General features: G+C 74.5%; 23 protein-coding genes and 1 tRNA gene. 15 read left to right on the top strand and 9 right to left on the bottom strand.

Annotation, left to right across the window (positions count from 1 at the left end; translation table 11 throughout):
* Positions 1-5: 5 nt before the first annotated feature.
* A complete protein-coding gene (locus E1O70_RS12885) occupies positions 6-632 on the bottom strand; it encodes a DoxX family membrane protein (RefSeq protein ID WP_061269166.1) in 627 nt (208 codons plus the stop codon).
* 313 nt (positions 633-945) lie between these two features.
* On the opposite strand from E1O70_RS12885, the gene E1O70_RS12880 reads away from it, so the two are divergent.
* Together E1O70_RS12880 and rsrA are read left to right on the top strand one after the other, a co-directional pair.
* Entirely contained in the window at positions 946-1677 is a 732-nt protein-coding gene (locus tag E1O70_RS12880) for a sigma-70 family RNA polymerase sigma factor (protein ID WP_082774795.1), read from the top strand.
* Positions 1674-2009 carry a mycothiol system anti-sigma-R factor gene (rsrA, locus tag E1O70_RS12875; RefSeq protein WP_021483111.1) on the top strand — a complete coding sequence of 112 codons (336 nt, stop codon included), beginning with the start codon at positions 1674-1676 and terminating at the stop codon, positions 2007-2009. Before E1O70_RS12880 ends, rsrA begins: the two co-directional genes overlap by 4 nt.
* Positions 2010-2119: 110 nt before the next feature.
* On the opposite strand, the gene E1O70_RS20705 is transcribed toward rsrA, so the two are convergent.
* Positions 2120-2194, bottom strand: a complete 75-nt coding sequence (locus E1O70_RS20705) for a 50S ribosomal protein bL37 (protein ID WP_099052597.1) — start codon at positions 2192-2194, stop codon at positions 2120-2122.
* Between the two features lie 232 nt (positions 2195-2426).
* Here E1O70_RS20705 and E1O70_RS12865 point away from each other — a divergent pair, with 232 nt between their 5' ends.
* Genes E1O70_RS12865 through E1O70_RS12855 form a run of 3 tightly spaced genes read left to right on the top strand, consistent with a single transcriptional unit; the run spans position 2427 to position 4809 of the window.
* On the top strand, positions 2427-3356 hold the full coding sequence (locus E1O70_RS12865; RefSeq protein ID WP_061269168.1) for a DUF4097 family beta strand repeat-containing protein: 930 nt from the start codon (positions 2427-2429) through the stop codon (positions 3354-3356).
* Positions 3356-3955 carry a PadR family transcriptional regulator gene (locus E1O70_RS12860; RefSeq protein WP_061269169.1) on the top strand — a complete coding sequence of 200 codons (600 nt, stop codon included), beginning with the start codon at positions 3356-3358 and terminating at the stop codon, positions 3953-3955. Before E1O70_RS12865 ends, E1O70_RS12860 begins: the two co-directional genes overlap by 1 nt.
* Before the next feature lie 50 nt (positions 3956-4005).
* The gene (locus E1O70_RS12855) at positions 4006-4809 is read left to right on the top strand and encodes a DUF4097 family beta strand repeat-containing protein (protein WP_061269170.1); all 804 of its coding nucleotides are present in this window, start codon (positions 4006-4008) and stop codon (positions 4807-4809) included.
* 72 nt (positions 4810-4881) lie between these two features.
* Here E1O70_RS12855 and E1O70_RS12850 read toward each other — a convergent pair whose 3' ends face one another.
* A complete protein-coding gene (locus E1O70_RS12850; RefSeq protein WP_031316757.1) occupies positions 4882-5505 on the bottom strand; it encodes a GDSL-type esterase/lipase family protein in 624 nt (207 codons plus the stop codon).
* An 88-nt stretch (positions 5506-5593) separates the two neighbouring features.
* Complete coding sequence (locus E1O70_RS12845) at positions 5594-6508, bottom strand: aldose 1-epimerase family protein (protein WP_082774797.1); 915 nt, start codon at positions 6506-6508, stop codon at positions 5594-5596.
* 108 nt (positions 6509-6616) lie between these two features.
* Here E1O70_RS12845 and E1O70_RS12840 point away from each other — a divergent pair, with 108 nt between their 5' ends.
* On the top strand, positions 6617-7612 hold the full coding sequence (locus E1O70_RS12840) for an aldo/keto reductase (protein WP_043655897.1): 996 nt from the start codon (positions 6617-6619) through the stop codon (positions 7610-7612).
* Positions 7613-7714: 102 nt separating this feature from the next.
* On the opposite strand, the gene E1O70_RS12835 is transcribed toward E1O70_RS12840, so the two are convergent.
* The 3 genes from E1O70_RS12835 to E1O70_RS12825 form a co-directional block, all read right to left on the bottom strand.
* Positions 7715-11548: a multifunctional oxoglutarate decarboxylase/oxoglutarate dehydrogenase thiamine pyrophosphate-binding subunit/dihydrolipoyllysine-residue succinyltransferase subunit gene (locus E1O70_RS12835; protein ID WP_240696692.1), complete on the bottom strand. Its 3834-nt coding sequence runs from the start codon at positions 11546-11548 to the stop codon at positions 7715-7717.
* A 395-nt stretch (positions 11549-11943) separates the two neighbouring features.
* The gene (locus tag E1O70_RS12830) at positions 11944-13140 is read right to left on the bottom strand and encodes a sensor histidine kinase (protein ID WP_082774796.1); all 1197 of its coding nucleotides are present in this window, start codon (positions 13138-13140) and stop codon (positions 11944-11946) included.
* The gene (locus E1O70_RS12825; protein ID WP_228075110.1) at positions 13137-13943 is read right to left on the bottom strand and encodes a response regulator transcription factor; all 807 of its coding nucleotides are present in this window, start codon (positions 13941-13943) and stop codon (positions 13137-13139) included. The genes E1O70_RS12830 and E1O70_RS12825 overlap by 4 nt, the downstream gene beginning before the upstream one ends.
* A gap of 186 nt (positions 13944-14129) precedes the next feature.
* Between E1O70_RS12825 and E1O70_RS12820 the strand changes: the two genes are divergently transcribed.
* The 4 genes from E1O70_RS12820 to E1O70_RS12805 all read left to right on the top strand — a co-directional run bounded on the left by E1O70_RS12820 (position 14130) and on the right by E1O70_RS12805 (position 18126).
* A complete protein-coding gene (locus E1O70_RS12820) occupies positions 14130-15506 on the top strand; it encodes a hemolysin family protein (RefSeq protein ID WP_128957447.1) in 1377 nt (458 codons plus the stop codon).
* Entirely contained in the window at positions 15503-16546 is a 1044-nt protein-coding gene (locus E1O70_RS12815; protein ID WP_034655108.1) for a hemolysin family protein, read from the top strand. The genes E1O70_RS12820 and E1O70_RS12815 overlap by 4 nt, the downstream gene beginning before the upstream one ends.
* Positions 16547-16700: 154 nt before the next feature.
* Complete coding sequence (locus tag E1O70_RS12810) at positions 16701-17507, top strand: M15 family metallopeptidase (protein ID WP_061269455.1); 807 nt, start codon at positions 16701-16703, stop codon at positions 17505-17507.
* A 55-nt stretch (positions 17508-17562) separates the two neighbouring features.
* Positions 17563-18126 carry a hypothetical protein gene (locus tag E1O70_RS12805; protein WP_061269454.1) on the top strand — a complete coding sequence of 188 codons (564 nt, stop codon included), beginning with the start codon at positions 17563-17565 and terminating at the stop codon, positions 18124-18126.
* A gap of 38 nt (positions 18127-18164) precedes the next feature.
* On the opposite strand, the gene E1O70_RS12800 is transcribed toward E1O70_RS12805, so the two are convergent.
* Together E1O70_RS12800 and E1O70_RS12795 are read right to left on the bottom strand one after the other, a co-directional pair.
* Complete coding sequence (locus E1O70_RS12800; RefSeq protein WP_034655122.1) at positions 18165-18797, bottom strand: CYTH domain-containing protein; 633 nt, start codon at positions 18795-18797, stop codon at positions 18165-18167.
* Positions 18798-18907: 110 nt separating this feature from the next.
* Positions 18908-18980: transfer RNA gene (locus tag E1O70_RS12795), tRNA-Arg, on the bottom strand.
* Between the two features lie 205 nt (positions 18981-19185).
* On the opposite strand from E1O70_RS12795, the gene argS reads away from it, so the two are divergent.
* The 5 genes from argS (at position 19186) to thrB (ending at position 25797) form a co-directional block, all read left to right on the top strand.
* Positions 19186-20871, top strand: a complete 1686-nt coding sequence (gene argS, locus E1O70_RS12790) for an arginine--tRNA ligase (RefSeq protein ID WP_061269453.1) — start codon at positions 19186-19188, stop codon at positions 20869-20871.
* A complete protein-coding gene (lysA, locus tag E1O70_RS12785) occupies positions 20868-22256 on the top strand; it encodes a diaminopimelate decarboxylase (protein ID WP_061269452.1) in 1389 nt (462 codons plus the stop codon). The genes argS and lysA overlap by 4 nt, the downstream gene beginning before the upstream one ends.
* A 159-nt stretch (positions 22257-22415) precedes the next feature.
* Positions 22416-23753, top strand: coding sequence for a homoserine dehydrogenase (locus E1O70_RS12780; RefSeq protein WP_061268770.1), 1338 nt, complete (start codon positions 22416-22418; stop codon positions 23751-23753).
* Positions 23754-23764: 11 nt separating this feature from the next.
* Complete coding sequence (thrC, locus tag E1O70_RS12775) at positions 23765-24868, top strand: threonine synthase (protein ID WP_061268792.1); 1104 nt, start codon at positions 23765-23767, stop codon at positions 24866-24868.
* Positions 24868-25797, top strand: a complete 930-nt coding sequence (gene thrB / locus E1O70_RS12770) for a homoserine kinase (RefSeq protein WP_061268771.1) — start codon at positions 24868-24870, stop codon at positions 25795-25797. Before thrC ends, thrB begins: the two co-directional genes overlap by 1 nt.
* The last annotated feature ends 92 nt before the right edge of the window (positions 25798-25889 follow it).

Below are 25889 nucleotides of genomic sequence, written 5' to 3'. Positions count from 1 at the left end.
ACGCGTCAGGCGACCTTGGCGCGGACGGCGGCCCCGGCGTCGTGCACGGCGCCCGCGGTGCTGCTCGCGGCGTGCTGCGCGGCGTCCTGGGCGGCCTTCGCGGCGCGGCGAGCCGAGCGCGACACGTCCTTCGCCGTGCTCTTCGCTCCCGCGACGACGGCCTCCTGCTTCGCCTGCTTGGCGAGCGCGAGGTCGTGCCGCGCCCGCTCGAGACGCCACTGGACGCCCGGGCGGCCCTCGTAGTCGGCGCCCGCGATGAGCGCGGCCCCGATCGCCCCGACGTTCGCGACGAACTTCCGCGTCCGCTCGGTGCGCGTGGCCTCGCCGCCCGTGAACGGCTGGTTGACGACGGCGAGCGGGACCGTGAGCGCGGCGAGCGTGAGCGCGGCGGTCCGGGGCGCCTTGCCGACGGCGAGGCACAGGCCCGCGACCGCCGTCGCCGCGCCGTGGGCGCGGACGAGCGTCGTCACCTGCCGCTCGCTCAGGGTGGCCTCGATGCCGACGCGCTTCTCGACGAGCTCGACGCCCGCGCGCGCGGCCCGCACGTGCTCCGCCGGCTTGAGCGCGGCCTGGACCCCGTCGTAGACGAACCACGAGGCCAGCATGGGCCTCGCGAGGTGACGCAGCAGCATCGGTTCTCTCCTCATCGCTGGTGACTCGCCGGTGCCCTGGGCGGGCGTCCTCCGGTGGGTCCCAGCCTGCCGCGCCCCCCGGGACGGCGCCACCCGCGGCGGTGCCCGGGCCGGGAATGCCCGGGGGCGCTCGCGGGTTGCACCCCTCGTGACCGCCCTGCTCCAGACTCCTGCACCCGCCGCCCGGGTCGCGTCGCCGACCCCGGGGTCTCCGGCGCCGGACGCCGCGTTCGCCGCCGCGTGGTCGGTGCCGGGCCGTGCGCGGGACGCCTCATCGAACACCCAGACGAACGGGGGACTAGGCTCGTTGTTGATGACAGAGCGAATCTCCGGCAGCGACGTCTCCGGCAGCCCTGCGACGACGTCGGGAACGACGCCGGACGACGGTGCGCCCGCCGGCACGACGCTGCCCGCCGACGCGACGGACGCCGAGGACACGAACCGGGCCCCGGAGGCCGAGAGCGACGCCGCGCGCGCCGCCCGGTTCGAGCGGGACGCCCTGCAGTACCTCGACCAGCTGTACTCCGCCGCGCTGCGGATGACGCGCAACCCCTCGGACGCCGAGGACCTGGTGCAGGAGACGTTCGCGAAGGCGTTCGCGGCGTTCCACCAGTACCGCCCGGGCACGAACCTCAAGGCGTGGCTGTACCGGATCCTCACGAACACGTTCATCAACACGTACCGCAAGAAGCAGCGCGAGCCGCAGCAGGCGCAGACGGACGACGTCGAGGACTGGCAGATCGCGCGCGCGGCGTCGCACACGTCGCAGGGCCTGCGCTCGGCCGAGGCGGAGGCGCTCGACCGCCTGCCGGACTCGGACGTCAAGCGCGCGCTCCAGGAGCTCCCCGAGGACCGGCGCATGGTCGTGTACTACGCCGACGTCGAGGGCTTCCCGTACAAGGAGATCGCGGAGATCATGGGGACACCGATCGGCACGGTCATGTCCCGCCTGCACCGAGGCAGGCGCCAGCTGCGCGAGCTGCTGGCCGACTACGCCGCGAGGCGAGGACTGGTGGGCGCGAAGAGCCCCGGAGGTGAGTCGTGAGCACGTCAGAGACCCGTGAGCCCGGACGGGGTCCGGTCGAGGAGCCGGTGACCCCGATCCCGCACTCGACCGCGGGCGAGTCCGAGTGCGAGCACGCGCTCACGCACCTGTACGAGTACCTGGACTCCGAGATGACGCCCGACGACGAGCTGCGCATGCGCCAGCACGTCGCGCACTGCTCGCCGTGCCTGGCCGAGCTGAGCGTCGAGGAGCTCGTCAAGCAGCTCGTGCGCCGCTCGTGCCACGAGAAGGCGCCGGCGGGGCTGCGGGAGCGCATCCACACGCAGCTCACCGTGATGGTCACGACGACGACGGTCGTCGAGACCCGCTGACCCGGGTCCGGGGGCCAGCCCCTGGGGCCCGCGCGCACGAGAGAGGGCCCGGACCGACGACGTCGGTCCGGGCCCTCTTCCGTGCTCCCCCTCGCGGGGGCTGCGCCGTCTCAGGCGTTGGGGCGCTTGCCGTGGTTCGCGGCGTTGCCCTTGCGGCTGCGACGCTTGCGTCCGCGCTTGCTCATGGTGTTCTCCTGACGGTCGGGGAGTGCTGCCGGTCTCGGCGGTTCTCGACGGGTGTCGACGTGGAACGACCGGTCTCGGCGTGTCCAGTCCGTCTCCCATGGTCCCACACGCGACCCCTTGTCACGGTCGAGCACGCGATATATCGTGTCTGGCGGAACGAGATATATCGCGAGTGCCTGCCCGGCCGTCCTGGTCGACCCGGCGCGCGCGGCGACCAGGACGGAGCGCGGGATGACGCAGGAGCTCTGGACCCTCACCGGTCCGCAGGCCATCGACCTCGCGCTCGTGCGCCGACTCGACGCGACGATGATCGGCGGGCGCATCGACGTCGTCGCGCACGAGGACCCGGCACGGACCGACGCGCGCGTCGAGGTGCACTCGGTGAGCGGGCGCGCGCTCGAGGTGCGGCTCGACGGGACGACGCTCCGGGTGGGCTACGGCCCGTTCGAGGCGGGCTGGAAGGGCTTCCTCGAGCGCTTCCGCACGTACACCGGCAAGGACGCCGCGGAGGTCCACGTCGCCGTCCCGGCGGGCGCGCAGGTCGAGGTCGCGACCGTGCAGGGCGAGGCGCTCGTCGCGGGAGCCTGCGAGGGCGTGCGGCTCGCGACCGTGTCCGGCGCCGTCATGACGAGCCGGACGCGCGGCCCGCTGCGCGTCGACACCGTCTCCGGCGAGGTCGCCGCGAGCGAGCACGACGGCCCGGTCCGGATGGAGTCCGTCTCCGGCGGCCTCACCGCGACGGGTGCCCTGCGCTCGCTGCGGCTCGACTCGGTCTCCGGCTCCGTGACCGTGGACACGCGCACGACGCCGGACGAGATCACGGTGAGCGCCGTCTCCGCCGACGTGCTCGTGCGCCTGCCCGACCCGGACGCGATGGACTACGCCGTCCGCTGCCTCAGCGGCCGGCTCGTCGTCGACGGTGAGGAGCAGCGCGGGTCCGCGCGGTCCTTCCGCCGCGCGGCGCGGCTCGGCGCGGGCGCGCCCGTCCGCGTCTCGGCCGTCTCGGGCGACGTCACCGTGCTGCGGGGGACGTCCGGGACGTCGTCCGCCCCGGCCGACGCGCCCCCGGTGCAGGACGCGGCCCCGGACGCCCCGGCGTGGGGCAGCCCCGGTGCTCCCGCCGGGCGACCGGCCCCCGCGAGCGGCCCGGTGGACCGCTGATGGCCACCGTCTTCGCCCACGGCCAGCTCCGGCTCTACCTGCTCGCGCTCCTCGCGTCCGGGCCCAAGCACGGGTACGAGCTCATCACCGAGCTCTCCGAGCGGTTCGGGGGCACCTACCGCCCGAGCGCCGGGACGATCTACCCGCGCCTCGCGCGGCTCGAGGACGAGGGCCTGGTCCACCGCAGCGCCGACGGGCGCAAGACGACGTACGAGCTGACCCCCGCGGGGCGCGCCGAGATCGAGGCGCGGCGCGCGGACGTCGCGGCGCTCGAGCACGGCATCGCCGAGACGGTGCGCCAGCGCGCCGAGGCGCTGCGCGCCGACGTGCAGGGCTCGCTGCGGGGCCTGCGCGCCGAGCTCGCCGCCGCCGCCCAGACGGCGCGCGCCCGCCCGCGCGACGGCGAGCACGACACCCGGTGTCGCGAGTCGACCGCGCGCCGTGCCGAGGCGGAGGCCGTGCTGCAGCGCTTCCGCGACGAGCTCCGCGCGGACCTGCGCCGGGCGGACGCGACCGGCGGCGTGCCCGAGCTGACGGTCGACACGCTGCGCACCGTGCTCGACAGCGCGCGCCGCGCCGTGCGGTCCACCCTGCCCTGACGTCCCGAGACCACCGACCACGCACCAGAGAACCGAACGAGGAGAAGCGCATGAGCACCGAGTCCTGGGTCATCAACGCCCCCCGGAGCGTCGACGTCGCGGACGTCCGGCGCGTCGTCGTCCAGCTCACGGACGGGTCGGTCGACGTCGTCGCCGACCCCGGCCGCGAGAGCGGGGCGCACCTCGACGTGAGCGAGGTGTCCGAGCGCCCGCTGCAGGTGAGCGTGCACGACGGCGAGCTGCGCGTCGGGTACGACTTCGCCGGCATCGAGGGCCTCGTCGACCGCGCGAAGGGCCTGCGCGACAAGGACCGCGCCGTCGTGCGGGTCACCGTGCCCGCGAGCGTCCCGCTCAAGGTGACGACCGCGCGTGCCGCGGCGACCGTCGTCGGGACGCGCGCGGACGTGTCCGTCACGACCGGGACCGGCGCCGTCCGCGTCCAGGGCGTCTCGGGCACGGCGTCGGTCCGCACGGCCACCGGCTCCGTCGACGTCGGCGAGCACGTCGGCGACGTCCACGTGACCACGGCGTCCGGCACCGTCACGCTCGGCGGCACGCTCGGGCGCGTGTCGGTCAGCACCGTCACGAGCGGCGTCGAGGTCGTCGCGCGCGAGAGCACCCCGCTCGTCGACGCGCGCACGGTCTCGGGCGACGTGGCCGTGCGCCTCGGCGCCGGCTCGGCCGTGAACCTCAAGGCCCGCAGCGTCACCGGCAAGGCCGTGCTCGACGGCGTGCGGCTCGACTCCAGCGCGCAGCGCACCACGTCCGTCGACCACGTCGACCAGCACGGCGCGGGCGGCGCCTACGTGTCGGCGAGCACCGTCTCGGGCGACCTCACGGTCTCGCGCGGCTGAGCGGTACCGCCCCGACGCCGAGGGGGAGGCGTGGTCCGCGACCACGCCTCCCCCTCGTGCATCCCCGCGGCCTCAGACGGTGTCGTCGGGCAGCCCGAGCCACGCGTGCCAGCCGGTGTGCAGCACGAGCCACGCCATGAGCCCGTAGCCCGCCTGGCCGGGGAAGCCGTTCCCGCTCTGCGCGAGGTCGGCGAGCCACTGCTCGTGCGTGACGAGCGGGCTGAACGTGTCGACGTAGGGGACGCGGCGCCGGTTCGCGACGTCCGAGAACGCGTGGGACAGCTCCGCGAGGCGCTCCGCGTCCTGCGCGTGGCCCGGCGGCGGCCCGACGACGAACGTGGGCAGGCGGTGGGACTCCGCGACGTCGAGCACGTTCGCGAGGTTGAGGCGCGAGCGCGCGACCGACAGCCCCGCGTCGAGGTCGTGGCGGCCGAGGCCGATGACGAGGCGGTTGTCGACGTCCGGCTCGGGGGAGAACCGGCGCGCGGTCTCCGCCTCCCAGCGCTGGCTGAGGGCCGTCGTCGTCTCGCCGGGGATGGCGAGCGGGAACACGTACGCCGGCTGGGGGAAGCGCGTGCGCGCGACGACGCGCCCCGCCCACCCCAGGGCCTTCGCGTCGCCGACGCCGGCGCTCAGCTCGTCGCCGACGACGCAGATCCGTACCTCACGACTCACCGCGTCTTCCACGAGCGCCATTCTCCCCGACGCGGGCCGCGCGGGTCGATCCGAGCCGGTGCGGACGGCGTGTCGACCCGCGCGGGGGTCGCCGCGGCGCCCGGACGCGTCAGGCCAGGGTCGCTCCCCAGGTGACCTCGTGGGACGCGCCGGGCTCGAGCCGGACGAGGCGCTCGCCCGTGCGGAACGCGTCCGCGACGCAGCTCATCGGCTCGGCGGCGACGCCGGTGCGGCGGAACGCGACGTCGCCGACGTGGTCGCCCGTGCAGACCTGCCACGTGTCCATCGAGCCGTCCATCCACACGGCGGCCGTGCGGCCGTCGGGCGCGGTGAGGCGGATCCAGGACAGCCCGTCCTCGTCGCGCAGCACGTCCACGTACGCGTCGTCGAGGTCGACGCCCGCGAGCAGGCGCGGCTCGCGCAGGTCGAAGGTGCCGGTGGCGGGCTCGGTGCCGGTCGGCAGGAGCCGCTCGTCGGTCGTGACGCGGGTCGCCGCGTCCAGGCGCAGCGTGCACGCGTCGAGGTCCGCGCCGTCGGCCGAGAGCCACGGGTGGAAGCCGACGCCGTACGGGGCGGTCGCCGTGCCGACGTTCGTCGTGCGGACGTGGACGCGCAGCCCCGCGTCGTCGAGCGAGTACGTCACGCGCGCGACGAGGTCGAACGGGTAGCCGGGGGACGGCGGCAGGTGCAGCTCGAGCGTCGCGCGCGCGGCCTCGTGCTCGACGACCGTCCAGCGCTGCCAGCACGCGAGGCCGTGCAGCGCGGTCCCGCGGTCCGGCTCCGAGATCGGCACCTGGTACGTCGTGCCGTCGACCGTGTACTGCCCGTCGCGGAGCCGGTTGGGCCAGGGGAGCAGGACGGCGCCGTTGAACGCGGGCGACACCTCGTCCTCGCCGAAGGGCGTGAAGACCGGCCGGCCCCCCACCGCGTACTCGCGGACGGCCGCTCCGACCTCGGTGATCGTCGCTGCGTGGTCGCCGTGGGCGATGCGGACCTGGGCTCCTGAGGGGGCATGGGTGTTCACGCTCACATACGGTACTCGGCGTGCGCGGGTGCGCGATGCGCCCACGCCCGTCAGACTCGGTGCCCGGGTGTGTCTTCCGGCGCACCCGACGCAGCACGAGGAGGAACGATGGAACGACAGGTGCTCGGGCGGACGGGACGGCTCGTCTCGGTCGTCGGACTGGGAACCTGGCAGCTCGGCGCCGACTGGGGCGACGTGAGCGAGGACGACGCGCGCGCCGTCCTCGACGCCTCCGCGCAGGCCGGCGTGACGTTCTTCGACACCGCGGACGTCTACGGCGACGGGCGCAGCGAGCAGATCATCGGCTCCTACCTCGCCGACAACCCCGGCCACGGGATCACGGTCGCCACGAAGATGGGTCGCCGGGAGCCGCAGGACGCCGACAACTACACGCTCGCGAAGTTCCGCGAGTGGGTCGACCGCTCGCGCCGCAACCTGCGGACCGACCGGCTCGACCTCGTGCAGCTCCACTGCCCGCCGACCGCCGTCTACTCGCGCGACGAGGTCTACGACGGCCTCGACACGCTCGTCGCCGAGGGTGCGATCGCGAGCTACGGCGTGAGCGTCGAGACCGTGGACGAGGCCCTCACGGCCATCGCGCGCCCCCACGTCGCCACGGTGCAGATCATCCTCAACGCGTTCCGGCTCAAGCCGCTCGACGCGGTGCTGCCCGCGGCGTCCGACGCCGGCGTCGGCGTCATCGCTCGCGTCCCGCTCGCGTCCGGGCTGCTGTCCGGGAAGTACACGAAGGACACGACGTTCGCCGCGGACGACCACCGCACGTACAACCGCGACGGCAGCGCGTTCGACGTCGGCGAGACGTTCTCGGGCGTCGACTTCGAGACCGGGGTCCAGGCGGCGGCCGAGTTCACCACGCTCGTGCACGACGTCGTCGGGCAGGACCTCACCCCGGCCCAGGTGGCCATCGCGTGGGTCTGGCAGCAGCCGGGCGTGTCGACCGTCATCCCCGGCGCGCGCAACGTCGAGCAGGCGCGGTCGAACGCCGCCGCGGGCGACGCGGACGTCCTCGGCCCGCTCTTCACCTCGGGCGTGCGCGAGATCTACGACCGCTACCTGCGCGAGAAGATCCACGACCGCTGGTAGGTCGGCACGACCGACCCCCGGTGCGACGGCGACGGCGCACCGACGACGAAGGCCCCCTCCGCGCGGAGGGGGCCTTCGTCGTGCGCGGGTCGTGCGGGCCGGTCAGCGGGCGAACGCCTGCTCCAGCAGCACCGCCTGCTGCGCCTGGTGCTTCTTCGCCGTGCCGGCGGCCGTGGAGGCCGACGCCGGTCGGGAGACGACGCTCACGCGCGGCAGGTCCTCCGGCAGGTTGATGTGCACGAACGACCAGGCACCCTGGTTCTCGGGCTCATCCTGCACCCACACGACCTCGGCGCCCGGGTACTTGGCGAGCTCGGCCCGGATGCCGTCGACGTCGAGCGGGTAGAGCTGCTCGAGGCGGACGAGCGCCACGCCCTCGTCGCCGCGCTTGGTGCGCTCGGCGAGGAGGTCGTAGTACACGCGGCCCGTGCAGAGGAGCACGCGGTCGACCTTCGCCGGGTCGGCCGTCGCGTCCGCGATGACGGGCTGGAACGTGCCGGTCGTGAAGTCCTCGACGCTCGACGCGGCGGCCTTGAGGCGCAGGAGCTGCTTCGGCGTGAACACGATGAGCGGACGACGCGGGCGGGCGTACGCCTGCCGGCGCAGCAGGTGGAAGTACGACGCGGGCGTCGACGGCTGCGCGATCGTCATGTTGTCCTCGGCGGCGAGCTGGAGGAAGCGCTCGATGCGCGCGGACGAGTGGTCCGGCCCCTGGCCCTCGTAGCCGTGGGGGAGGAGCATGACGACCGAGGAGTACTGGCCCCACTTCTGCTCGGCGGACGAGATGAACTCGTCGATCACCGTCTGGGCGCCGTTGACGAAGTCGCCGAACTGCGCCTCCCACAGCACGAGCGCGTCGGGGCGCTCGACCGAGTAGCCGTACTCGAACCCGAGCGCGGCGTACTCCGAGAGCGACGAGTCGTAGACCCAGAACTTCGCCTGGTCCGCCGACAGGTACAGCAGCGGCGTCCACTCGGCGCCCGTCTCGCGGTCGTGCAGGACGGCGTGACGCTGCACGAACGTGCCGCGGCGCGAGTCCTGGCCGGCGAGGCGCACCGGGGTGCCCTCGACGAGGAGCGAGCCGAACGCGGCGAGCTCGCCGAAGCCCCAGTCGATGTTGCCCTCGACGGACATCTGCCGGCGCTTCTCGAGGAGCTGCGCGAGCTTCGGGTGGACGGTGAAGCCCTCCGGCGGCGCGACGTGCACCTGGCCGACGCGCTCGAGGACCGAGCGGTCGATCGCCGTCTTCCAGCCGACCATCGTGCCGGCGTCCTCGAGCTGGGACTCCGGGCGCTCGAGACCGGCGACCGGCTCGCGGTCCGCGGCGGGCGTGAAGCCGCCCTCCTTGGTCTCGGTGAAGACGCGCTCGAGCTGGGCCTGGTAGTCCTGGAGGACGTGCTCGGCCTCCTCGAGCGTGATGTCCCCGCGCGCGACGAGGTTCTCGGTGTACAGCTTGCGCACCGAGCGCTTCGCCTCGATGAGGTTGTACATGAGCGGCTGCGTCATCGAGGGGTCGTCGCCCTCGTTGTGACCGCGGCGGCGGTAGCAGATCATGTCGATGATCACGTCGCGGTCGAACTGCTCGCGGAACGCGAAGGCGAGCTCGGCGACGCGCACGCACGCCTCGGGGTCGTCGCCGTTCACGTGGAAGATCGGGACCTGGTAGCCCTTGGCGACGTCGGTCGCGTACGTCGTCGAGCGCGACGACGACGGGCCCGTGGTGAAGCCGACCTGGTTGTTGATGATGACGTGCACGGTGCCGCCGGTGCGGTACCCGCGCAGCTGGGCGAGGTTGAGCACCTCGGGCACGACGCCCTGGCCCGCGAAGGCCGCGTCGCCGTGGATGAGGATCGGCAGCACGGAGAAGCCGTCGCCGCCCAGGTCGATGCGGTCCTGCTTGGCGCGCACGATGCCCTCGAGGACCGGGTCGACCGCCTCGAGGTGCGAGGGGTTCGCCGCGAGGTAGACCTTCGTCGTCGCGCCGGTCTCGGCGGTGAAGACGCCCTCGGTGCCGAGGTGGTACTTCACGTCGCCCGAGCCCTGGACGCTCTTCGGGTCGAGGTTGCCCTCGAACTCCGCGAAGATCTGCGCGTAGCTCTTGCCCGCGATGTTGGCGAGCACGTTGAGCCGCCCGCGGTGCGCCATGCCGATGCCGACCTCGTCGAGGCCGTTCTCCGCGGCCTTCGACAGGATCGCGTCGAGCAGCGGGATGAGCGCCTCGCCGCCCTCGAGCGAGAAGCGCTTCTGCCCGACGAACTTCGTCTGCAGGAACGTCTCGAACGCCTCGGCGGAGTTGAGGCGGCGCAGGATGCGGAGCTGGTCCTCGCGCGGCGTGCGCGCGTACCCGGACTCGAGGCGCTCCTGGAGCCACTTGCGCTGCGTGCGGTCGGCGAGGTGCATGTACTCCACGCCGACGGTGCGGCAGTAGGAGTCGCGCAGCAGGCCGAGGATGTCGCGCAGCGTCGACTTGGTGCGGCCGCCGAACCCGCCCGTGGGGAACGTGCGGTCGAGGTCCCACAGCGTCATGCCGTGGTTCTGGATGTCGAGGTCGCCGTGCTTGCGCTGGCGGTACGCAAGCGGGTCGGTGTCGGCCATGAGGTGGCCGCGCGAGCGGTAGGAATGCACCAGCTCGGCGATCTTGGCGGGCTTGGCCGCCTCGATCTCGGCGTCCGTCGTGTTGTCGCGGACCCAGCGCACCGGCTCGTAGGGGATGCGCAGCGCGGCGAAGACGCGGTCGTAGAAGCCGTCCTCGCCGAGGAGCTTCTGCGACAGGATGCGCAGGAACTCGCCCGACTGCGCCCCCTGGATGATGCGGTGGTCGTAGGTCGACGTGATCGTCAGGACCTTCGAGATGCCCAGGCGGGCGAGCCGCTCGGTCGAGGCGCCCGCGAACTCCGCGGGGTAGTCCATCGCGCCGACGCCGATGATCGTGCCCTGGCCCTGCATGAGGCGGGGCACCGAGTGCACGGTGCCGATGCCGCCCGGGTTGGTGAGCGAGATCGTGGTGCCCGCGAAGTCGTCGACGCCGAGCTTGCCGCCGCGCGCACGGCGCACGAGGTCCTCGTAGGCTGCCCAGAACTGGGCGAAGTCCATCGTCTCGGCCTTCTTGATGCTCGGCACGAGGAGCTGGCGCGAGCCGTCCGGCTTCGCCAGGTCGATCGCGAGCCCGAAGTTCACGTGCGCGGGCTGGTTGACCGCGGGCTTGCCCTCGATCTGCGTGTAGCTCGCGTTCATCACCGGCATGTCGGCCAGCGCCTCGACGAGCGCGAACCCGATGAGGTGCGTGAACGAGATCTTGCCGCCGCGACCGCGCGCGAGGTGGTTGTTGATGACGATGCGGTTGTCGACCATGAGCTTGGCCGGCACCGCGCGCACCGACGTCGCCGTCGGCACCTGGATGCTGGCCTCCATGTTCGTCACGACGCGCGCGGCCGGGCCGCGGAGCTTCTGCACGTCGTCCGTGGCCTGGTCCTCGGGCGCGGGGGCGCCGGCGACCTTGCGCGCGGGCACCTGGGCGTACGGCGCCGTCGCGGGCTGGGCGGTCGCGACGGGGCGCGACGCGTGCACGGCCTCGACCGCGGCGTTGACCGCCGGGTCGGCCGGGAGCTTCGGCGGCTTGACGCGCTGCGCGGCCTCGGCGGCGGCCGAGCCGTCCGTCACGGCGGTCGGCGCTGCGGGTGCCGGCGCGGCGGGTGCCGCCGGAGCGGGCGAGCCGTTCACCGGCGCCGCGGCCGGGCGGGACCCGTTCGCGGGTGCCGCGGCCGGGACGGACCCGTTCGCGGGCGCCGCCGGGGCGTCGCTCGTGGTGTCGGCGTCCGAGCGTTCCGCAGGGCGGTAGTCCTCGAAGAAGTCCCACCACGCGGGGTCCACCGCGTTCTTGTCCTGGAGGTACTGCTCGTACAGCTCGTCGACGAGCCACTCGTTCGCTCCGAACACGGAGCTTGCGTCGCTGATCGCCTCTGACTCAGCCTTCGGGGACACGCGAGGATCGCCCACTTTCACACACAGGTCGCTGTCGGTCACAGCCCGCGACCGTGGTACGACGGCGCACCGCTGCTGCGGCGCCCCCGACGTCGGCACGGGCTCGTCCGGGTTCCGGACCACTCCAGCCTAGGCCCTCGTCGTCGGCCTCGGGCGTTGGGCCGAGCGTTCCGGCGCGGCCTGTTCGCGGGTTCTTCACGCCGTGTCTGGGCCAGGCAAACGTGACCCCACGCGCACCTCGTCGGAGGGCAAGATCGCGGAATTCCACGCCATCCCGAGGTATCTCCGCGCGGCGGTGTGACGCATCTCACGTCCGAGCGCGGGCGGGTGCGCGCGCTGTCAGGACGGAGTCACCGCACGTCGGGGTGCGCCGGGTACGACGCGTCGCCGTCCTCGGGCGGGAGCGGCGCGGAGCCCGCGTGCGCGGGCAGCGTGACGCGCATCGTCGCCCCCCGGCGCGAGTCCGCGACCTCGATCCGGCCGCCGTGCAGGTCCACCGCCCAGCGCACGATCGCGAGCCCGATCCCCGTGCCGCCCGTCGACCCGCCCGTCGTCGTGTGCGCGCCCGTCGCGCTGGCCCGGGCGAAGCGCTCGAAGATCCGCTCGCGGTCCTCCTTGGCGATCCCGGGGCCCTCGTCGACGACCTCCAGCACGACGTCGTCGTCTACCGGGTACGCCTCGAGCCGGATCTCCCCGCCCTGCGGCGAGTGCCGGATCGCGTTCTGCAGGAGGTTGGTCACGACCTGGTGCAGCCGCTCGCGGTCCGCCTCGAGCACGAGGTCTGGGGGCGTGACGTCCACGACGTAGCGCAGCTGCTTGCCCGCCTCGACCATCGACACGGCCTCGGCGTTCTCCTCGAGGAAGTCGCCGACGTCGATCTGGGTGATGTTGAGCGCCGCCGCGCCCGCCTCGATACGCGACAGGTCCAGGAGGTACGCGACGAGCCGCGTGAGGCGCTCGGTCTGCGCGAGCGACATCTCCATCGTCGCGGGCGTCGGGGGCGTCACCCCGTCCACGACGTTCTCGAGCTGGGCCTGGAGCGCCGCGATCGGGGTGCGCAGCTCGTGCGAGACGTTCGCGATGAGCTCCCGGCGCACCTGGTCGCTCGTCGCGAGGTCCTCCGCCATGACGTTGAACGCCACCGCGAGCTGGCCCACCTCGTCGCGGCTCGTGGCGCGCACGCGCCGCGTGTAGTCGCCGTCGGCCATCGCCCGGGCGGCGGCGGTCATCTCCCGCAGGGGCGACGTCATGCCGCGCGCGAGGAGCTGCGTGAGCAGCAGCGACAGCACGATCGCGAGCGGGAACGTGCGCGACGGCCCGAGCTGGTTCTGCAGCCCGATCCACGTGATGAGGACGGCGAGCGTCACCGTCGCGGCGACCAGCACGCCGAGCTTGATCTTCAGCGAGCGGAACGAGTCGAGCGGCCGGACGTCCGGGAGGTGCGGGCGGATCGTGTGGGCTCGGTGCGGTCCCGGCCGCGCCGGGCCGGGAGCCTGCGCCTGTCCCGGGTCCGTGCCGCCGGCGGGGTCGGCGGGGGAGGAGGTCATCCGGCGGGCGGCTCGAACGCGTAGCCGACGCCGTGGACCGTGCGGATGAGGTCCGCACCGAGCTTGCGGCGCAGCGCCTTGATGTGGGAGTCGACGGTGCGCGTCCCGCTGGCGTCGGCCCAGTCCCACACCTCGGCGAGCAGGCGCTCGCGCGTGAGGACCGTCTTCGGCGAGCTCGCGAGCATGACGAGCAGCTCGAACTCGGTGGGCGTGAGGTGGACCTCCTCGCCCGCGCGGTAGACGCGGCGCTGGGCCTTGTCGATCGTCACGTCGCCCACCGTCATGGGCGGGTCGCTCGGGGCGGAGCTCGCGGCCTGCGTGGCGCGGTCGACGCGGCGCAGCAGCGCCTTGATGCGCGCGACGAGCTCGCGCATGGAGAACGGCTTCGTCATGTAGTCGTCCGCGCCGACGCCGAGCCCGATGAGCATGTCGGTCTCGTCGTCGCGCGCGGTGAGCATGAGGATCGGGACGGGCTGCTCCGCCTGGATGCGGCGCGTCACCTCGAGACCGTCGATGCCGGGGAGCATGACGTCGAGGACGATCGCGTCCGGGCGCAGGCGCGCCGCGGCGTCGACGGCGGACAGGCCGTCGCGCGCGACCTCGACGCGCCAGCCCTCCGCGCTCAGCCGCTGCGCGATGGCGGTCGCGATCGCGGGCTCGTCCTCGACGACGAGGACCGTGGCCGCCTGCTGCGGGGTGCCGCCGCCGGCCACCGGGGCGGTCGTGGGCACGGGCCCGCGGCCGGGGACGGGACCGGCCCCCGCGCCGGTCGGTGCTGCGCTCGCTGCCCTCGGATCTGCCATGGGATACAGCGTGGCACACGTCGGCCCAGGTCGGCCGGATTTCGTCGCCGTCCGGCCACCAGGTCGCACGGCGGGGCGGCCCCTCCTGGGCGCCGCCGAGCCGTCCCTCCCGGGCGCCGGGCGAGGGGCGAGCGCTAACATCGTCGGCACGATGAAGAGCACCTCCCGATATCGGTGGAGCACTCCGTGGTAGGCGACTGGGTCATGGTCGCGCTCGGGGTGCTCCTCACCGCAGGTACCGCCGTCTTCGTGGCCAGCGAGTTCTCCCTGGTCACCCTCGACCCCGCCGTCCTCCCCGCCGGGGACGACGCCGACCAGGAGGGCGACAGACGCGGCTCCCCGCCGTCGGGCGGGACGGGCGGCCCCGACCGCCGCGACCGCAGCGTCCGGGCCGGGCTCAAGCACCTGTCGACCGAGCTCTCCTCGGCGCAGGTCGGCATCACCCTCACGACCATCCTCCTCGGGTACACCGCGCAGCCCGCGCTCCTCGCGCTCTTCGGGGACGCCCTGAGCTCGACGCCGCTCGGCCACGCGGCCTCCGCGGTCCTCGCGGGCGTGCTCGCGCTGCTCGTCGTGAACTTCGTCTCGATGCTCTTCGGCGAGCTCATCCCCAAGAACTTCGCGCTCAGCGCGCCCTACGCGACCGCGCGGCAGGTCGTGCCCGTGCAGCGGCAGTTCACCAAGCTGTTCCGGCCGGTCATCGCCGTGCTCAACGGCTCGGCGAACGCGATCCTGCGCCGCGTCGGCGTCGAGCCGCGCGAGGAGCTGTCGGGCGCCCGATCGGCGTCCGAGCTCGCCGCCCTCGTGCGCCGCTCCGCGCAGGAGGGCACGCTCGACGTCTCCGTCGCGACCCTCCTCACCAACTCGATCGAGCTCGACGAGCTGAGCGCCGTCGACGTCATGACCGACCGCATGCGCATGGTCGTCGTGGACCGGGACGCGACCGCCGCGGACGTCGTCGACGCCGCCCGGCGCACGGGGCACTCGCGGTTCCCCGTCATCGGCGAGGACCGCGACGACGTCGTCGGCCTCGTCCACCTGCGCCGCGCCGTCGCCGTCCCCTACGAGCGGCGCCACGAGGTGCCGGCGGCGGCCCTCATGGCCGACGCCCCGCGCGTGCCCGAGACGGTGCGGCTCGGCCCGCTCCTCGTCGAGCTCCGCGGCTTCGGCCTCCAGATGGCGGTCGTCGTCGACGAGTACGGCGGCACCTCGGGCGTCGTCACCCTCGAGGACGTCGTCGAGGAGCTCGTGGGCGACGTCGCGGACGAGCACGACCCGCGGCGCTCCGGCGCGGCCCGCCGCGCGGACGGCTCGTGGCTCGTGCCCGGCGTCATGCGGCCCGACGAGCTCACCGAGGTCACCGGCCTCCGTGTCCCGGAGGACGGCGCCTACGAGACGCTCGGCGGCCTCGTCATGGCCCGCCTGGGCCGGGTGCCCGAGCCGGGCGACGAGGTCGCCGCAGGCGCGGGCCGGCACCGCGTGGTGCTCCGCGTGGAGGCGATGGAGGGGCGGCGCGTCGAGCGGCTCTCGGTCCGCGCGACGCCACCGGAGGGAGACGCATGAGCTCGACCACGGCGCTCCTCGTCGCGCTCCTCCTGCTCGCCGGCAACGCGTTCTTCGTCGGCGCCGAGTTCGCAGTGATCTCCGCGCGCCGCTCGGCGATCGAGCCGCTCGCCGCGCAGGGCAACCGGCGCGCCCAGACGGTCCTGTGGGCGATGGAGCACGTGTCGCTCATGCTCGCGTGCGCCCAGCTCGGCGTGACGGTGTGCTCGACCGGCCTGGGCGTCGTCGCGGAGCCGGCCATCGCGCACCTCATCGAGGACCCGTTGCACGCGCTCGGCGTGAGCACCGCGCTCGCGCACCCGATCGCGTTCGTCGTGGCGCTCGCGATCGTCGTCTACCTGCACGTGGTGCTGGGCGAGATGGTCCCGAAGAACCTCGCGGTCTCCGGGCCGGAGACGGCCGTCATGTGGTTCGGCCCGCCGCTCGTGTGGATCGGCCGCGTGCTGCGTCCCGTCATCGTCGCGCTCAACTGGCTCGCGAACCACGCGGTGCGCGCCACGGGCGTCGAGCCGAAGGACGAGGTGGCGTCGGCGTTCACCGCCGAGGAGGTGCAGTCCATCGTCGAGCACTCCCAGGCCGAGGGCGTGCTGCGCGACGAGCAGGGGCTGCTCTCGGGAGCCATCGAGTTCTCCGAGCGCACCGCGCAGGACGTCATGGTGCCCGTCGCGGACCTCGTCACCGTGACGGAGGGCTGCACGCCCGACGAGGTCGAGCGCCTCGTCGCGAAGACCGGCTTCTCCCGGTTCGCCGTCGCGGACGTCACGGGCGACCTCGTGGGCTACCTGCACGTCAAGGACGTCCTCTACGCGGACGAGACGACGCGCGAGGCCCCCGTCCCGTCGTGGCGCGTGCGGGCGCTCGCGGCCGCCGCGCCCGACGACGAGGTGGAGGACGCGCTGCGCGCCATGCAGCGCTCGGGGGCGCACCTGGCGCGCGTCGACGGTCCGGAGGGCGGCGGCGCGCTCGGGGTCGTCTTCCTCGAGGACATCCTCGAGGAGCTCGTCGGCGAGGTGCGCGACGCGATGCAGCGTCGGCCGTAGGCCGCCGGCCCGGTCGGCGTAGGGTTCCCCGAGGATGCTCCGCGAGGCTCTGAGCAGGGGACTTGGCATCGCCGGAGCCCTTCGTTACTGTTCCGTGATTGATCGGTCATCGGTGGCTCGGAGCCACCCCGACGACGTGAGAGGCAGGTGGCGGGTGGAGTCGCAGCACGGCGCACCCGCCCTCGACTCACGACGGGCCCGGCGCGAGGCGGAGCAGGGCTCCCGGCGTCGCCGCCCCCAGGCACAGGTCTCCAGCCAGCACCGCTGGGTGCCGCGCGTCGCCGTCCTCGGGACGCTCGCCGCCGCGACCATCGCGATGCCGCTCTCCGCGGGCGCCGACGACGCGCTGGGCACCGGCTCGCCCTTCGAGCCGGACACCCGCCCCGTCGGCCCGAGCGCTCTCGACCTCGCGACCGCCGCCCCGACGGCGCCCGCCGTCTCCCCGAGCGTCGCCGCCGCCCCCCGCGTCGAGGTGCGCCGCGAGGCGGCCTCCCGCTCGGCCGCGCGCGACCCGCTGCCGGGCTGCGACCCGACCGTGAAGCCCGAGGGCACGAACGGCAACCTCGACGAGCACGCGCTGTGCGAGCTGTGGCAGGCCGACGAGCACCTGCGGCCCGACGCGGCCGTCGCCCTCTCCGCGATGAACGAGGCGTTCCGGGCGACCTTCGGCCGGGACCTCTGCCTCGTGTCGTCGTACCGCACGCTCTCGACGCAGGTCTCGCTCAAGTCCTCCCGCGGCGCCTTCGCGGCGCCCCCCGGCTGGTCCATGCACGGGTGGGGGCTCGCGATCGACCTCTGCTCCGTCGAGACCGGCTCGCGCGAGGTCTACGCGTGGATCAACCAGAACGGCGGCACGTACGGCTGGGCCAACCCCGCGTGGGCCAAGCGCGGCGGCAGCGGTGCCTACGAGCCCTGGCACTTCGAGTTCGTCCAGGGCGTCGAGGAGATCCAGAACTCCTGACGCGCCTCCGGCCGGTCGCCCCGCGCGCGGCAGTGCCACGCCGTATCGTCGGACCGTGGCCGACCTGCTCCTCGCCGCGGTCGTCCTGCGCCGCCCCGAGCACGCGCTCGCCGCGCAGGTGCTGAGCCTCGCCGTGAGCGGCCTCGTCCGCGTGGAGCCGACGGCGCCCGGCGAGCCCCCCGTCCTCGTCCTCCTCGACGCGTCGCCCGCCTCCGAGCGCGAGCACCTCGCGCTGTCGACCCTCTTCGGCGAGACGGCGGGCGAGGGCGCCCGGGTTGCGCTCGACCCCGCCGACGACGCCCTGCGTCTCCGCGTGCACGACGCCGCGCGCCGGGTCGTGCGCAGCGCGCGCCACGACGGCTACCTGGAGGCGGGACGGGCGCGCCGGCTCACGGAGAAGGGCGACGCGGTGCGGGCCGACCTCGTCGCGCTGGAGGACGCCGTCGAGCGCGAGGTCGCGGAGGCACGTGCGCACGACCGCGCGCGCGAGCACGTGTCGCCCGGCGCGCTGCCGTGGGCGGTCCTGTTCGGGCACGAGCCCGGGTGGGTGCCGGTCGACGGGCGCACGGTCCGGTTCGACGTCGCCGCGGTGTGCGCGGCGGCGGACGCGCTGCGCTGACCGGGGCGGGACCGCCGTCGGGCGTGGCCGCGCGGCGGCTACGGGCCGGAGAGCCGCTCGTTGCGGCCGAAGTCCTGGAGGAACCGCGGGCCGGACGCGGCGAGCTCGGCCTCGAACTCCTCGCGCCACGCGCCGTAGGGGCGGCCCGCGAGGGCGTCGTTGGAGAACCGGGGGTCGTCCGTGAGCTCGGTGACGCAGAACGCGGGGATCTGCAGGTCCGTGACCGGGCCGGTGCGCTCGCACTCCGCGACGACGAGCGGGTGGTTCGCCCCGCCGAACACGTCGACGACCCAGCCGTCGGCCCCGACCCACACGGAGTACCGCGTCTTGACGACGCGCGCACCGCCGCGGCGGATCATCTGGACGCCGACCGCCACGTCGACCTCGCGCTCCGCCTCGTACCGCGTGCCGCCGGCCATCGGGCCCTTGACGGTGAGCGTGCACAGGTCGACGGCGGGGGCGTAGCGGTCGAGCAGCCGGACCGGGTCGGTCGTGGCGTCCATCGTCGCGTCGACCGTGGGCACCTTCGCGCGCAGCCGCAGCGCGTAGCCCTCGTCGGCCAGGTAGTAGCTCTGCACGATGAGGGCGGGCGCGTCGCGCAGGTCCTCGGGCAGCTCGCGCACGAGGAACCGGCGCTCGAACTCGAAGTCCCCGTAGCCGCCGTCGGTCATGGCCCCACCGTAGCGGGAGCGCGGGGGCCGTGGCGGGACCTCGTGCACGGGCCGGAGACGGCGCGAGCCCGGCCGCGCGAGGCGGGCCGGGCTCGTGGGAGCGGTGCGGGTGCCCTCGATAGGATTCGAACCTACGACCTTCTGCTCCGGAGGCAGACGCTCTATCCACTGAGCTACGAGGGCGAGCGCCGACGGTGACCGCCGACGCGATGCACGAGACTACCAGCCCGCGCGGGGTGCGCCGACCTCCGGGCCCACCTCCGGCCCGAGCCCTGGGCCGACCCATGAGCCGGCCCCTGGCAGGCTCCGCGCCAGCCCGGCGCCGACCTGGCGCCGACCCGGTGAAATCCCGCGACGGACGGTGCCCGCGCCTCGGTAGAATCGCCCGGTGACCCCCGACGAGCTCTCCGAAGCGCTGAGCGCTGCCCTGGCCGCCGCCGTCGCCGACGGCACCCTCGACCTGGACCCGACCGCGGTCCCCGAGCGCGTCCACGTGGAGCGACCCCGGCAGCGCGAGCACGGCGACTGGGCCACGAACGTCGCGCTGCAGCTCGCGAAGAAGGCGGGCACGACGCCGCGCGCGCTCGCCGAGGACCTCGCGCGCCGCCTCGCCGCGCACCCGGGCATCAAGGCCGTGGACGTCGCAGGCCCCGGCTTCCTCAACATCTCGCTCGACGCCGCCGCCGCGGGCGAGCTCGCGCGCACCATCGTCGAGGCCGGCCCGGCGTACGGGCGCGGCAACTCCGAGGCGGGCAAGAAGGTCAACCTCGAGTTCGTCTCCGCGAACCCGACCGGGCCCATCCACATCGGCGGGGTCCGCTGGGCCGCCGTCGGCGACTCGCTCGCGCGCGTGCTCGAGGCGAGCGGCGCGACCGTGACGCGGGAGTACTACTTCAACGACCACGGCGCGCAGATCGACCGCTTCGCGCGCTCGCTCCTCGCGCGCTCGCGCGGCCAGGAGGCACCGGAGGACGGGTACGGCGGCGAGTACATCACCGAGATCGCGGACGCGGTCGTCGCGGACGCCGTCGCCGCGGGCGACCCCGACCCGCGCACGCTCCCGGACGCGGAGGCGCAGGAGGTGTTCCGCGCGCGCGGCGTCGAGCGCATGTTCGGCGAGATCAAGGCGTCGCTGCACGACTTCGGCGTCGACTTCGACGTGTACTTCCACGAGGACTCGCTGCACGAGTCGGGCGCCGTCGAGCGGGCGGTCGAGCGCCTGCGCGGGTCCGGGCACATGTTCGAGAAGGACGGCGCGACCTGGCTGCGCACGACCGACTTCGGCGACGACAAGGACCGCGTCGTCATCAAGTCCGACGGCGACGCCGCGTACATCGCGGGCGACATCGCCTACTACCTCGACAAGCGCGAGCGCGGCTTCGACGAGGTCATCATCATGCTCGGCGCCGACCACCACGGGTACGTCGGCCGCATGATGGCGGTCTGCGCGGCTTTCGGCGACACGCCGGGCAAGAACCTCCAGCTGCTCATCGGGCAGATGGTCAACCTCGTCAAGGACGGCCAGCCGGTGCGCATGTCCAAGCGTGCCGGGACGGTCGTGACGCTGGAGGACCTGGTGGACGCCGTCGGTGTCGACGCCGCGCGCTACTCGCTCGCGCGCTCGTCCGCGGACCAGAACATCGACCTCGACCTCGACCTGCTCGCGCGGGCGACGAACGAGAACCCCGTCTACTACGTGCAGTACGCGCACTCGCGCACCGCGGCGGTGGACCGCAACGCGGCCGACCGCGGCGTCGCGCGCGCCGACGGGTTCGAGCCCGCGCTCCTCGACCACCCGAGCGAGGCGGCGCTCGTCGGGCGTCTCACCGAGTTCCCGCGCATCGTCGCCCAGGCGGCCGAGCTGCGCGAGCCGCACCGCGTCGCGCGCTACCTCGAGGCCCTGGCCGGCGACTACCACACGTGGTACCAGCAGAAGTCGCAGCGCGTCCTGCCCTACCCGGACGAGGAGGTCACGGACACGCACCGCACGCGCCTGTGGCTCAACGACGCGGTGCGCCAGGTCCTCGCCAACGGCCTGGGGCTGCTCGGCGTGACCGCGCCGGAGCGCATGTGAGCACGAGCCTGCCGGGTCACCCCGGCGAGCCGTGGTCGCGCGGCGTGCGGCGCCGGGACGATGGCGTCGTCGAGGTCGCGGGCGTCGACGTCCGCACGCTCGCGGCCGAGCACGGGACGCCCGCGTACGTGCTCGACGAGGCGGACTTCCGCGCCCGGGCGCGCGCGTACCGCACGGCGTTCGAGACGGCGTTCCGCGCCGTCGGGTCGGACGTCGACGTGTACTACGCGGGCAAGGCGCTGCTCACGGTCGCCGTCGCGCGCTGGGCGCGCGAGGAGGGCCTGCGCGTCGACACCGCGAGCGGGGGAGAGCTCGCCGTCGCGCTGCGCGCCGGCGTCCCCGGTCCCGAGATCGGCCTGCACGGCAACAACAAGTCCGACGCCGAGATCGGCCGGGCGCTCGACGAGGGCGTGGGCCGGATCATCGTCGACTCGCTCGTCGAGGTCGAGCGCGTCGCTCGGCTCGCGGGCGAGCGCGGCGTCGTCGCGCCCGTCATGGTCCGCGTGACGACGGGCGTCCACGCGGGCGGGCACGAGTACATCTCGACCGCGCACGAGGACCAGAAGTTCGGGCTGTCGATCGCCGCGCCGCGCCCCGCGGACGGCGGCGGGGCCGGCGACTCCCCGGCGATGACCGCGCTGCTCGACGTCGTCGCGCGCCCCGAGCTGCACCTGCTCGGGATCCACTCGCACATCGGCTCCCAGATCCTCGACCCCTCGGGCTTCGAGGTCGCGGCGCGCGCCGTGCTGGAGCTGCGGGCGCGGCTCGCGGCTCGCTCGGGCGTGCTCGTCGACGAGGTCGACATCGGCGGCGGCTACGGCATCGCGTACCTCCCGGGCGACGTCGCGCTCGACCCGGAGCGCGTCGCGAAGGACGTCGCGCGCGCGGTCGAGGCGGTGGCCGCGGAGCTCGGCACGCCGCTGCCGCGGTTCTCGATCGAGCCGGGGCGCGCGATCGTCGGGCCGGCCGGCCTCACGCTCTACACGGTCGGCACGGTGAAGCCCGTGACGCTCGACGACGGGCGCGTGCGCACGTACGTGTCGGTGGACGGCGGCATGAGCGACAACATCCGCCCCGCGCTCTACGCGGCGCAGTACCACGCGGAGGTCGTCGGCCGGGCGTCCGAGGCCGGGCCCGTGCTCGCGCGCGTCGTGGGCAAGCACTGCGAGAGCGGCGACATCGTCGTCCACGAGGTGCAGCTCCCCGGGGACGTGCGCGCGGGCGACCTGCTCGCGGTGCCCGCCACGGGGGCCTACGGCCGTTCGATGGCGTCGAACTACAACCTGCTGACGCGTCCTCCCGTGGTCGCCGTGCACGACGGCGCGAGCCGCGTGCTCGTGCGGCGCGAGACCGTCGAGGACCTGCTGGCGCTCGACGAGGGCTGACCCGCCGGCGTGCCCACAGGTCGGCATCCGACCTGTGGGCACGCCCCGGGCGGGCGCGCGCGTCGCCGTATCCTGTGCCTGCGGCTCCCGAGCCACCCGGGCACGACCCGGGCCGCGCCCGGCGCCGCACCCGTCCTGACCACCCGAGGAAGGTCCGTCGTGCCGTCTGCCGCCGAGTCCCACCCGCCCCTGCGCGTCGCCCTGCTGGGGTGCGGCGTCGTCGGCACCCAGGTCGCGCGGCTGCTCACGGAGCAGGCCGACGACCTCGCGTCCCGGGTCGGGGCACCCCTGGAGCTCGTCGGGATCGCGGTCCGCGACGCGTCCGCCCCGCGCGACGCCGCCGTGGACCGGTCGCTGCTCACGGAGGACGCGGCGGGCCTCGTCGAGCGCGCCGACATCGTCGTCGAGGTGATGGGCGGCACCGAGCCCGCGCGGTCGCTGCTGCTGCGCGCGATCGAGGCGGGCGCCGCCGTCGTGACGGCGAACAAGGCCCTCCTCGCCGAGGACGGCCCCACGCTCTACAAGGCGGCCGACGCCGCCGGGGTGGACATCTACTTCGAGGCCGCCGTCGCGGGCGCCATCCCCATCGTGCGCCCGGTGCGCGAGTCGCTCGCGGGCGACCGCGTGCGTCGCGTGCTCGGCATCGTCAACGGGACCACCAACTACGTGCTCGACCAGATGGCCACGACGGGCCGAGGCCTCGACGAGGCCGTCCGGGAGGCGCAGGACCTCGGCTACGCGGAGGCGGACCCGACGGCCGACGTCGAGGGGTACGACGCCGCGGCCAAGGCGGCGATCCTCGCGAGCCTCGCGTTCCACACGCGCGTGTCGCTCGACGACGTCGCGCGCGAGGGCATCCTCGCCGTCACGGCCGACGACGTCGCGTGGGCCGCGCAGACCGGCCACGTCATCAAGCTGCTCGCCATCGCCGAGCGGCGCGACGGCGGGGCGACCGGGGAGGCGGGCGTGTCCGTGCGCGTGCACCCGGCACTCGTGCCGACCTCGCACCCGCTCGCGAACGTGCGCGGCTCGTTCAACGCCGTGTTCGTCGAGGCCGAGTCCGCGGGCGAGCTCATGTTCTACGGGCGCGGCGCGGGTGGCGCCCCGACGGCGTCCGCCGTCCTGGGCGACGTCGTCTCCGCCGCCCGCCACCGCGTGCTCGGGGGCAAGGGGCCGCAGGAGTCCACGTACGCCGAGCTCCCGATCCTCCCGCCGAGCGCCGCGGTCACGCGCTACCAGGTGCGGCTCGACGTCGAGGACCGCCCCGGCGTGCTCGCGCAGGTCGCGCACGCGCTCGCCGAGCACGGCGTGTCCATCGAGGCGGTCCGCCAGCCGACGGCGCGCGGCGCGGCCGACGTCGCCGAGCCCGGCGTCGCGGAGCTCCTCATCACCACGCACGCGGCGCCCGAGTCGGCGCTGTCGGCCACCGTCGCGGCGGTCGCCGAGCTCGAGCCCGTCCGCACGATCACGTCCGTCCTGAGAGTCGAGGGAGCCTGATGGCCCACCAGATGGCCCACCAGTGGCAAGGCATCATCGCCGAGTACCGTGACCGGCTGCCCGCGCACGTGTCCGAGCGGATCGTCACGCTCGGCGAGGGCGGCACGCCGCTCGTCGAGGCGCCGGCCCTGTCGGCGCGCACGGGGGCCCTGGTCTTCGTCAAGGTCGAGGGCATGAACCCCACGGGGTCGTTCAAGGACCGCGGCATGACGACGGCGATCTCCGCGGCCGCGGGGCGCGGTGCGCAGGCGGTCGTGTGCGCGTCCACGGGCAACACGTCGGCGTCGGCGGCCGCCTACGCGGTGCGCGCGGGGATGACGTGCGCGGTGCTCGTCCCGGACGGCAAGATCGCGATGGGCAAGCTGAGCCAGGCGATCGCGCACGGCGCGCGGCTGCTCCAGGTCGACGGCAACTTCGACGACTGCCTCGTCGCGGCGCGCAAGCTCGCCGAGGCGTACCCGGTCGAGCTCGTGAACTCGGTCAACCCCGACCGCATCGAGGGCCAGAAGACGGGCGCGTTCGAGATCGTCGACGCGCTCGGCGACGCCCCGGACATCCACGCGCTGCCCGTCGGCAACGCGGGCAACATCACCGCGTACTGGAAGGGCTTCCGCGAGTACGCGGGGCAGGGCGCCGCGGGGCACGCGGGGGAGGGCCTGCCGGCCGTCGCGACGCGCACGCCGCAGATGTGGGGCTTCCAGGCGGCGGGCGCCGCGCCGATCGTCGCGGGCCACCCGATCACGGAGCCCGAGACCGTCGCGACCGCCATCCGCATCGGCAACCCCGCGTCGTGGGCGCTCGCCGAGGCCGCGCGCGACGAGTCGGGCGGCGTCATCGAGGCCGTCTCCGACGAGCAGATCCTCGCGGCGCATCGCGTGCTGTCGAGCGAGGTCGGCGTGTTCGTCGAGCCCGCGTCGGCCGCCGGCGTCGCCGGGATCCTCGCGCGCGCCGAGCGCGGGCTCGTGCCCGCCGGCGCGCGGATCGTCGTCACGGTCACGGGGCACGGGCTCAAGGACCCGCAGTGGGCGCTGCGCACGCTCGACGGCACCGAGGTCCAGCCGACGCGCGTGACCGCCGACGTCGTGTCCATCGCCGACGCCCTCGGGCTCGACTGATGCAGCTCGGCGCGGACCACGTACGGGTGCGCGTCCCCGCGACGAGCGCGAACCTCGGCCCCGGCTTCGACGCGCTGGGCCTCGCGCTCGCGCTGCACGACGTGCTCGAGGTGCGCGCGCTCGCGAGCGACGACGTCGTGGTCGACGTCGAGGGCGAGGGCGCCGGAGAGGTGCCCGGCGACGAGTCCCACCTGGTGGTGCGGGCCCTGCGGGCCGCGCTCGACGTGGCGGGTGCGCCGCAGACGGGCCTGCACCTGACGTGCGTCAACCGCGTCCCGCACGGGCGGGGCCTCGGCTCGTCCGCCGCGGCCGTCGTCGCGGGCATCGTGGCGGCGCGCGCGCTCGTCGCCGACCCGTCGGTCCTCGACGACGACGTCGCGCTCGGCCTCGCGACCGCGATCGAGGGCCACCCGGACAACGCGGCGCCCGCGGTGCTCGGCGGCGCGACCGTCGCGTGGGAGAGCGGGACGCCCGGGGCCGGGGCGCGTGCCGTCCGGCTCGACGTGCACCCCGACCTGCGGGCGACGGTGCTGGTCCCCTCGGCGCGGCTCGCGACGAGCCGCGCGCGCGGGGTGCTCCCGGCGCACGTGCCGCACGCCGACGCGGCGTTCAACGCGGGTCGGTCCGCCCTGCTGGTCGAGGCGCTCACGCGACGCCCCGACCTGCTCCTCGACGCGACCGACGACCGGCTCCACCAGGGGTACCGTGCCGGCGTCATGCCGACGACGTCCGAGCTCGTCCGCGCGCTGCGGGCACGGGGGCTCGCGGCGACGGTGTCGGGTGCCGGCCCCACGGTCCTCGTCCTGGCTGCGGCGGAGCGCCTCGACGAGGTCGCGGGCGTCGCGGACGAGCTCGTCGGGGGGAGCGCGGACTGGTCGGTACGCCGCCTCGACGTCGACACGCGCGGGGTCGTCGCCGAACGGCTCTGACCGCTGTCCTGCCGGTGCTAGGATGGTCTCAGCCTTCGGTCACGCTCTCGCATCAGCAGTCGAGCGTTCTCCAGCGCGGAAGTGCCGCGACA

The sequence above is a fragment of the Cellulosimicrobium funkei genome, assembly GCF_004519295.1.
GTDB lineage: Bacteria > Actinomycetota > Actinomycetes > Actinomycetales > Cellulomonadaceae > Cellulosimicrobium > Cellulosimicrobium funkei.
This window is presented reverse-complemented; position numbering and strand designations above follow the sequence as displayed.